This window comes from Terriglobales bacterium, from assembly GCA_035457425.1.
In the GTDB taxonomy this organism is placed as follows: domain Bacteria; phylum Acidobacteriota; class Terriglobia; order Terriglobales; family Acidobacteriaceae; genus JACPNR01.
This window is the reverse complement of record DATIBR010000168.1, coordinates 1-7,834: the sequence shown is the minus strand read 5'-3', so window position 1 is coordinate 7,834 and position 7,834 is coordinate 1. Positions and strand designations below refer to the sequence as shown.

Here is a 7,834-nt window from a genome sequence, read left to right as displayed (position 1 = left end):
GTGGCGCATCACCGTGGACCCGGAGTTCCCCGAAGATTCGCCCGAGAAGCCGGTGATCCTGGTGGAGCTGGGCGGGCCGGATTCGCCCGCGGTGCTGGCGCAGAACGCCGAGCTGCTGCGCTCGTTCGAGTACGTGGCGCTGAAGTCGCTGCGGCTGGAGCACGAAGAGCACGAACTGGTAGTGTTCGACTGCCGCAACTACCGAGCCGGGCGGATGGAAGAGCTGAAGCAGGCGGCCGACCATGCCGCCGAGCGGGTGCGGCGGACGGGCCAGCCCTACAGCTTCTCTCCCATGTCGGCGCGCGAGCGGCGCATCGTGCACCTGGCGCTGCGGCCGCACGAGGACCTGACGACGCAGTCGGAAGGCGAGGGCCTGCGGCGCTACGTGGTGGTCAGCCTGAAGAGCGCGTCGGGGTCCCGCAAGCCGGATTTCGTGGCGTAAGGAGAGTCCACAGTCCACGGTCCACAGTGGCCGTGCGCCCGTCCCGCTTTTCCTTTCATACTCCTGCGGCATCTGTGGCAAACTGCGCGCTGAGCGCGGCGTGTATCCGCGCCCCACGACCCTCTATGGCTACCACCACCGGCATGCTGGCTGATGTCCCGATCTTCTCGCTGATGGACGAGGACGAGCGCGCGCTGCTGGCTGAGCGCATGGAAGTGCGCGAGGTCTCCAAGGGCGAGACCATCTTCCACCACGGCGACGCGGGCGACTCGCTCATGATCATCAAGAGCGGCCGCGTCCAGGTCTACGTGGAGAACACCGAAGGGCAGAAGATCATCCTGGGGGAGATCGAGCCGGGAGAGATCCTGGGCGAGATCTCGCTGTTCGACCCGGGGCCGCGCTCGGCCACCGCGGTGGCGGTGGAAGGCAGCGAGCTGCTGGTGCTCGACCACGACGATCTGTGGGAGGCGATGCAGCGCAAGCCGCACATCGCCAAAGACATGCTCGCGGTGCTGGGCCGGCGGCTGCGCGCCACCGACGAGCTGCTGCGCACGCAGGTCTCGCGCAATCTGAACGAAGAGGAAGAGGACCGGCTTACGTTCGGACAGCGCATCGCCGACAAGGTCGCCGCCTTCGGCGGTTCCTGGACCTTCATCATCTTCTTCGGAGTGGTGCTGGTCACCTGGGCCATCATCAACACCATCGTGCTGGCCACCCGAGCGTTCGACCCGTATCCCTTCATCCTGCTCAACCTGTTCCTCTCCATGCTGGCCGCCCTGCAGGCGCCGGTCATCATGATGTCGCAGAACCGGCAGGCCCAGAAGGACCGCCTCAAGGCCGACCTGGATTACCAGATCAACCTCAAGGCGGAGCTCGAGGTCGCGCAGCTCCACAACAAGGTTGACAAGATCTACGAGGCGATGCAGGGGCATTTCGCCAAGATCGAGAAAGACAAGAAAGCGGCCGACCGCTCCAACACCACGACCACGGGCGGCAGCTAGGCGGCGACCTCGCGCAGCCTGCCGGTCTTCACGTCATAGACGAAGCCGCGGACCGGGAGCTGGCGGGGCACCCAGGGATGCGCGCGCAGCGTCTGCATCTGCCGGCGGACGTTCTCCTCGAGGTCGTCGAAGGCGAAGAAGCGCGCAGGGGCCTCGCTCTCGGCGCCGGCGCGCTCGACCACCAGCTGGCGCAGCTCGTTCTCGCGCTGGCGCATCAGGCCGCAATCCGTGTGGTTGACGATCATGCACTCGGCCGTCCCGAGCAGGAAGTGGGAGACGACGAGGGAGCGGATGACGTCGTCGGTGACGATGCCGCCGGCGTTGCGCAGGATGTGGGCGTCGCCGTCACCCAGGCCGAGGGTCAGCTTGCCCAGCCGGGTGTCCATGCAGGTGAGGACGACCAGGCCGCGGCGGGGCCGGGGCGAGAGATGCCGGAGTTCATGGTTGCGGGCGTAGGCTTCGTTGGCTCGAAGGACGTCGTCGATCACGCTCATGGGTGTCCATGATACGAAACCTGCTTGACTTCGCCCGCCTCCGGCGGTAGTTTCCGCCCACATTTCCATCTTCCGGCCGGGGGGTGCCGCATGAACGACGGCCTCTATTACAAGCATTCGGGGAAGTACTCGCTGGGCGGGGCCATCTACGCGCTGGTGGTGGGGTCGGTCATCCTGTGCGTGGGGGCGTTCGTCTACGCCTACCTCATCCTGTACCTGCCGTTCGTGTACATCAACGCGCTGATCACGGCAGGGTACGGGATCGTGCTGGGTTTCACCTGCGCGACGCTGCTGAAGAAGAAGAAGGTGCGCAGCGACGGGGTGGCGGTGGGGCTGACGTTCGTGCTGACGTCGGTGGCGTACTACTTCGGCTGGGCGACGTGGGTGTGGGCGCTGGCGCGGCGCACCGACACCAGCATCGCGCCCTTCAGCCTGCTGGTGGGGCTGGTGCTGTGGCCGCCGGCGCTGTGGGAGATCATCAAGTCCATCAACGTGGAGGGCGCGTGGACGCTGCGCGGCTCCGCCGTCACCGGCTGGGCGCTGTGGGCGGTGTGGGCCATCGAGTTCGCCATGATCTTCGGCTTCTCGCTCTGGACCGCGTACAAGACGATGGACGAGGAGCCCTTCTGCGAGACCTGCGAGGAGTGGGCGAAGAAGAAGGAGCAGGTGGTGGAAGCGGCGATCCGCGACCTGAACGAGTACAAGCGGCGGCTGGAAGGGAAGGACTTCAAGTTCCTGGAGGCCGCGGGCGCGCCCAAGGCGGAGACGATGGAGTTCCAGCGCATCGACGTGTTCTCGTGCGAGAAGTGCGGGGTGTTCCACACGCTGGATTCGACCACGGTGAAGGTGAAGATCGAGTCCGGGAAGCGCAAGGAAGAGACGGCGCAGAGCATGCACCACCTCGTCCTGACGGCGAGCGAGGCGCAGGCGCTGGTGAAGCTCGGCCAGGCGATGAACCCTCCGGTGCTGGCGGAGGCGGAGAAGGCCGCGGGCGCCAACGCGTAGAACCATTGCAGATTTAGGATTGCAGATTGGGCCGCGATGTTTTCGGCCTATTCTGCGATCGGACCTCTGCCAACTGAAATCGCCGAATCCCAGTCACGAGCTGGCGCATCAGAACGCTCGATGCTTTCCAAGTACATGTCGCGGAAGTGCGTGCCGTACACGCCGTTCGCGGGGAAGCTGGCCGAGCTTACGGTGGCGCTGGTCAGCTCGACCGGCGTCTACCTGGAGGGGCAAGAGCCCTACGCCGAAGAGGGCGACGGCACCTTCCGCGTGATCCCCGGCGACGCCGACAGCGCGCAGCTGCGCTTCAAGCACAACCACCTCGACCTGACGCACGCGCAGAAGGATCCGAACGCGGTGTTCCCGCTCGACCGGCTGCGGGAGCTGGCGGCGGAAGGCTTCATCAAGCGGGTGTCGAACAAGCACATCGGGTGCAAGGGATTCTCGACCGACCTGAAGCACCAGTACGAGAACCTGGCGCCGGCGATCGCGGCCGAGATCGAGCGCTCGCAGGCGGACGCGGTGGTGCTGACGGGCGGCTGCCCGCTCTGCCACCGGGTGATCACGGTGGCGCAGCGGGAGATCGAGGCGAAGGGGATCCCGACGGTCCTCATCACGGTGGCGCCGGACGATTCGGGGGCGATGCGGCCGCCGCGGGCCATCCATCCGGTGGGTCACGCGCTGGGACGGATCCTGGGCGGGGCGGGCGAGCGCGACCGCCAGATGCGGGTGCTCACCGAGGCGCTGCGGCAGTTCGAGTTCCAGCACGTGCCGGGCAAGACCATCGACTTCGAGCCGTAGAGAAGCGATACGCAATAAGCGATAAGCAATAAGCGCAGGCGGCAGCAACTCTCGCTGCGGCGTTTTCTGCATCTCATTTCTGAATTGCGGCGGGTTCCCAAGCGCCTTTTGCCGCCGCGCCCGGCACGGTTCTGGAGCGAGATCCATGCCCCTGGCAGCGCTTTTTTTTGGACAGCGAGAGTCCTGGCTGGCGACAGCTTCGCGCAAGCGCCTGGCCCTGGTCGCGTTCTGCCTGGCGGTCATCTCGTTCCTCGTCACGCAAGGGCTGCACTGGCTGCTGTTCCCGCTCGACCACTTGGGACTGCTGCTGCGCCGCATGGAGGCCGATGCAGTGGGCTCGGTCGTAATCGGGTGGCTGGTGTATCGCGTATTGCGCAGCCTGAGCGAGCGCCGGCGGTACACGCTGGAGCGGCTGCGGCTGATCGCGACGCTGAATCACCACATCCGGAACTCGCTGCAGGTGATCCAGCTGTCGGCGCAGACGACGCAGCACGACGGCGCCATCCGCCACATCGACGACTCGGTGCAGCGCATCACCAGCGTGCTGGCCGACATCATCCCCATGCCGGACGCCGACCCGCATCTCCCGCACGTGGAGCAGCGGCGGCCGCCGCGGCGCGCCTGAGCGAAAGACCTCAGACCTCAGACTTCAGACTTCAGACCTCGGTCTTCAGCCGAACACCGCCTTTCCTGAAGACTGACGTCTGAGGTCTGAAGACTTCTTGGCGACGTTTACAATCGCAAGCTCCGATGTCACTCCGCTTCAGCGTCGAAGCCGGCTCACCCGCGGGCGGCCGTGCCGGACGTCTTGGCACGCCGCACGGCGAGGTCGAGACGCCGGTCTTCATGCCGGTGGGGACGGTGGCGACGGTGAAGAGCGTGTCGCAGGAGCTGCTGGAGCAGCTGGGCGCGCAGCTCGTCCTGAGCAACACCTACCATCTGTACCTGCGGCCGGGGCACGAGCTCGTCCGGTCACTCGGCGGGCTGCACCGCTTCATGGCGTGGCCGCACCCGCTGCTCACCGATTCCGGCGGCTACCAGGTGTTCTCGCTCGGCGACCTGCGCAAGGTGACCGAGGAGGGCGTGGACTTCCGCTCGCACCTCGATGGCTCGACGCACTTCTTCACGCCGGAGCGCGCCATCGAGATCCAGATCGCGCTCGGGGCGGACGTCATCATGGCGTTCGACGAGTGCACGGAGCATCCGGCGGAGCGCGGGCGCGCGCACGAATCGATGAAGATGACCTTGCGGTGGGCGGCGCGGTCCAAGAAGTACTTCGAGGAGCACAAGGGGGAAGTGGCGTGGGGTCGTCGGTCGTCGGTCGTCGGCCCTCGGCCGAAAAGCGTAGCGGCCGACGACCGAGGACCGAAGGCCGAAGACTCGCAGGCGCTGTACGGCATCGTGCAAGGAGGCATGCACGCCGACCTGCGCAAGGAGAGCGCGGAGCGGACGGTGGAGCTGGGGTTTGACGGCTACGCCATCGGAGGGCTGAGCGTGGGGGAGCCGCCGGAGCTGACCGACGAGGTGGTGGCAGCGACGCTGCCGCACCTGCCGGCGGACAAGCCGCGGTACCTGATGGGGGTCGGCTACCCCGACCAGATCGCGAAGTACGCGCGCATGGGCGTCGACATGTTCGACTGCGTGCTGCCGACGCGCGCGGCGCGCCACGGGCTGCTGTTCAGCGCGAGCCCGGACTGCGCCGAGAACCGGGGGCGGCTGCAGATCAAGAACCTGCGGTTCGCGCGCGACGAACGGCCGATCGACCCCGGGTGCAAGTGCCCGGTGTGCGCGCGCTATTCGCGCGCCTACCTGCGGCACCTGTACAGCGCGAATGAGGGGCTGGCGGCGGTGCTGAACAGCGTCCACAACCTCGCCCATTACCTTGACACGATTCGCGCCGTCCGGCATTCTATGATGCTTGGGGATATGGCAGGATCGCAGTCTGGTTGAGTGATTCCCATCCTCTTGGCGCGCCACTGGTCACCGCGCCTCCAGGTCCCGTCGAGCGGTAACTGTTCCTAGTGGAAATCGGGTTCAGGAAAGATGCGCCCGCGCGGCGGGCGTAAAACAATTCAGCCCCCTTGGCAATGACAACGAATCTCGCAGTGATATGGCAGACCGGCGGAGCTGCCGGCTGGGTCGGCATCGCGCCGCTGCTGCTCATCTTCGCGGTCTTCTATTTCCTGCTCATCCTGCCGCAGCAGCGGCGCCAGAAGAAGTGGCAGCAGATGCTGCAAGAGCTGAAGGCGGGCGACAAGGTCGTCACCTCGGGCGGCATCCGCGGCACCATCCTCTCGGTCAAGGACGACGCGGTGCAGCTGCGCGTACCCCCCGACAATCTTCGCCTCGAGGTCGCGCGCAGCGCGGTGGTCTCGATGGCGGCGGAAGAAAAGGCCTCGTAACGGTCCCATGAACAAGAATCTCACCGTCAAGACGCTCCTCATCGCCGGCGTGATGCTGGTGTTCCTGTACGGCATCCTCGGCATCCCCAAGAGCTGGAACAAGGAAGGCCTGCTGGCCGCGATGGGGGAGCGCATCCACCTCGGGCTCGACCTGAAGGGGGGCACGCACCTGATCCTGCAGGTGGTGGTGAACGACGCCGTGAACGCCGAGACCGATCGCGCGATGGAGCGCATCCGGGAAGGCATGCGGGGCGCGAACATCCTGACCGCCGACCTGTCGAAGCCCGACCCCGCGAATGCGCCGGAGAAGATCGTGATCGCGGGCCTGGCGCCCGACCAGACCACCGCGGTGCGCAACATCCTGAGCGAGCGCGTGCCGGAATATGACGTAGCGTCGTCGGCGGGCGGGTTCACCATCACGATGAAGCCGCAGGCGGCCAGCGACCTGAAGAGCCGCGCGGTCGAACTGGCCATCCAGAAGATCCGCGAGCGCGTGGACAAGCTGGGCGTCTCCGAGCCGGTGATCCAGAAGCACGGCCTGGGCGAGAACCAGATCCTGGTGCAGCTGCCGGGCGTGGACGACCCGGCGCGCGTGAAAGAGATCATCCAGTCGACCGCCATGCTCGAGATCCGGCAGGCGCTGGACCCGAACGCGTACCCCAGCGAAGCGGCGGCGCTGCAGGCCCACAACGGCGTGCTGCCGGCCGGCGGGGTGCTCATGCGCGGCCGGACCGCGACCTCGAGCGAGCCGGCGGTCTACGTGATCTCACGCAGCTCGGCGGTCGCCGGCCACGACCTGCGGGAGGCGCGCACCGACCGCGACGAGACCGGGCGGCCGGAGGTGAGCTTCACGCTGACGCCGGACGGCGGGCGCCGCTTCAAGGCGTTCACGGGCGCGCACATCGGCGACCAGCTCGCCGTCGTGCTCGACAACAAGGTGGTAGAGGTCGCGACCATCCAGTCGGAGATCTCCGACTCGGGCCGCATCACGGGGTCGTTCACCGAGCAGCAGACCAAGGACCTGGCGCTGGTGCTCAATTCCGGCGCGCTGCCGGCCTCGATGCGCTACCTGGAAGAGCGCACGGTGGGGCCGTCGCTGGGCGCGGATTCGATCCGGCAGGGCGTGACGGCGGGCGTCGTAGGCGTGGTCGCGGTGATGATCTTCATGCTGGTGTACTACCGGGGGGCGGGCGTGAACGCCGACCTGGCGCTGGTGCTGAACCTGATCATCCTGCTGGGCTTCCTGGGATTCGCGGGCGCGGCGCTGACGCTGCCGGGCATCGCGGGGGTGATCCTGACGATCGGCATGGGCGTGGACTCGAACGTGCTGATCTTCGAGCGCATCCGCGAGGAATTGCGCAACGGCAAGACGCCGCCTTCGGCCGTGGACCAGGGCTTCGGGCGGGCGTGGCTGACCATCCTCGACACCCACGTGACGACCATGGTGTCGGCGCTCATCCTGTTCCTGGTCGGCACCGGCCCGGTGCAGGGCTTCGCGACCACGCTGTTCTTCGGCCTGGCCGCCAACCTGTTCACCGCGGTCTTCGTCTCGCGCGTCATCTTCGACGCCATCCTGAATCGCCACCAGCGCGGCGAAGCGCTGAGCATTTAAGGGACTCAAGTGGAACTCTTTCGCAACGTCAATATCGACTGGTTAGGCAAGAAGTGGTACCTGCTCACGTTCTCGCT

General features: G+C 66.7%; 9 protein-coding genes. 8 read left to right on the top strand and 1 reads right to left on the bottom strand.

The window, feature by feature from the left end:
• Together VLA96_12840 and VLA96_12835 are read left to right on the top strand one after the other, a co-directional pair.
• Positions 1-442, top strand: a 442-nt coding sequence (locus VLA96_12840) for a R3H domain-containing nucleic acid-binding protein (protein HSE50088.1), incomplete at its 5' end; no start/stop codon positions are given.
• Between the two features lie 125 nt (positions 443-567).
• A complete protein-coding gene (locus VLA96_12835) occupies positions 568-1,443 on the top strand; it encodes a DUF1003 domain-containing protein (protein ID HSE50087.1) in 876 nt (291 codons plus the stop codon).
• Here VLA96_12835 and VLA96_12830 read toward each other — a convergent pair.
• The gene (locus tag VLA96_12830; protein ID HSE50086.1) at positions 1,440-1,937 is read right to left on the bottom strand and encodes a carbonic anhydrase; all 498 of its coding nucleotides are present in this window, start codon (positions 1,935-1,937) and stop codon (positions 1,440-1,442) included. The genes VLA96_12835 and VLA96_12830 overlap by 4 nt on opposite strands.
• A 90-nt stretch (positions 1,938-2,027) precedes the next feature.
• Between VLA96_12830 and VLA96_12825 the strand changes: the two genes are divergently transcribed.
• From VLA96_12825 to secD, 6 genes are all read left to right on the top strand, one after another.
• Positions 2,028-2,942: a hypothetical protein gene (locus VLA96_12825; protein HSE50085.1), complete on the top strand. Its 915-nt coding sequence runs from the start codon at positions 2,028-2,030 to the stop codon at positions 2,940-2,942.
• Between the two features lie 120 nt (positions 2,943-3,062).
• Positions 3,063-3,743 carry a glycine/sarcosine/betaine reductase selenoprotein B family protein gene (locus VLA96_12820; GenBank protein HSE50084.1) on the top strand — a complete coding sequence of 227 codons (681 nt, stop codon included), beginning with the start codon at positions 3,063-3,065 and terminating at the stop codon, positions 3,741-3,743.
• 145 nt (positions 3,744-3,888) lie between these two features.
• A complete protein-coding gene (locus VLA96_12815; GenBank protein ID HSE50083.1) occupies positions 3,889-4,368 on the top strand; it encodes a hypothetical protein in 480 nt (159 codons plus the stop codon).
• Positions 4,369-4,493: 125 nt separating this feature from the next.
• On the top strand, positions 4,494-5,693 hold the full coding sequence (locus tag VLA96_12810) for a tRNA guanosine(34) transglycosylase Tgt (GenBank protein HSE50082.1): 1,200 nt from the start codon (positions 4,494-4,496) through the stop codon (positions 5,691-5,693).
• Between the two features lie 137 nt (positions 5,694-5,830).
• The gene (gene yajC, locus VLA96_12805) at positions 5,831-6,145 is read left to right on the top strand and encodes a preprotein translocase subunit YajC (GenBank protein ID HSE50081.1); all 315 of its coding nucleotides are present in this window, start codon (positions 5,831-5,833) and stop codon (positions 6,143-6,145) included.
• A 7-nt stretch (positions 6,146-6,152) separates the two neighbouring features.
• Positions 6,153-7,757 (top strand): protein translocase subunit SecD, encoded by a 1,605-nt coding sequence (gene secD / locus VLA96_12800; protein ID HSE50080.1) that lies wholly within the window; start codon positions 6,153-6,155, stop codon positions 7,755-7,757.
• The last annotated feature ends 77 nt before the right edge of the window (positions 7,758-7,834 follow it).

What these genes read in the sequence shown, in the direction of transcription:
- VLA96_12835 (HSE50087.1), top strand. Translation starts at nt 568, where the DNA reads ATGGCTACCACCACCGGCATGCTGGCTGATGTCCCGATCTTCTCGCTG.
- VLA96_12830 (HSE50086.1), bottom strand. Translation starts at nt 1,937, where the DNA reads ATGAGCGTGATCGACGACGTCCTTCGAGCCAACGAAGCCTACGCCCGC.
- VLA96_12825 (HSE50085.1), top strand. Translation starts at nt 2,028, where the DNA reads ATGAACGACGGCCTCTATTACAAGCATTCGGGGAAGTACTCGCTGGGC.
- VLA96_12820 (HSE50084.1), top strand. Translation starts at nt 3,063, where the DNA reads ATGCTTTCCAAGTACATGTCGCGGAAGTGCGTGCCGTACACGCCGTTC.
- VLA96_12815 (HSE50083.1), top strand. Translation starts at nt 3,889, where the DNA reads ATGCCCCTGGCAGCGCTTTTTTTTGGACAGCGAGAGTCCTGGCTGGCG.
- VLA96_12810 (HSE50082.1), top strand. Translation starts at nt 4,494, where the DNA reads ATGTCACTCCGCTTCAGCGTCGAAGCCGGCTCACCCGCGGGCGGCCGT.
- yajC (HSE50081.1), top strand. Translation starts at nt 5,831, where the DNA reads ATGACAACGAATCTCGCAGTGATATGGCAGACCGGCGGAGCTGCCGGC.
- secD (HSE50080.1), top strand. Translation starts at nt 6,153, where the DNA reads ATGAACAAGAATCTCACCGTCAAGACGCTCCTCATCGCCGGCGTGATG.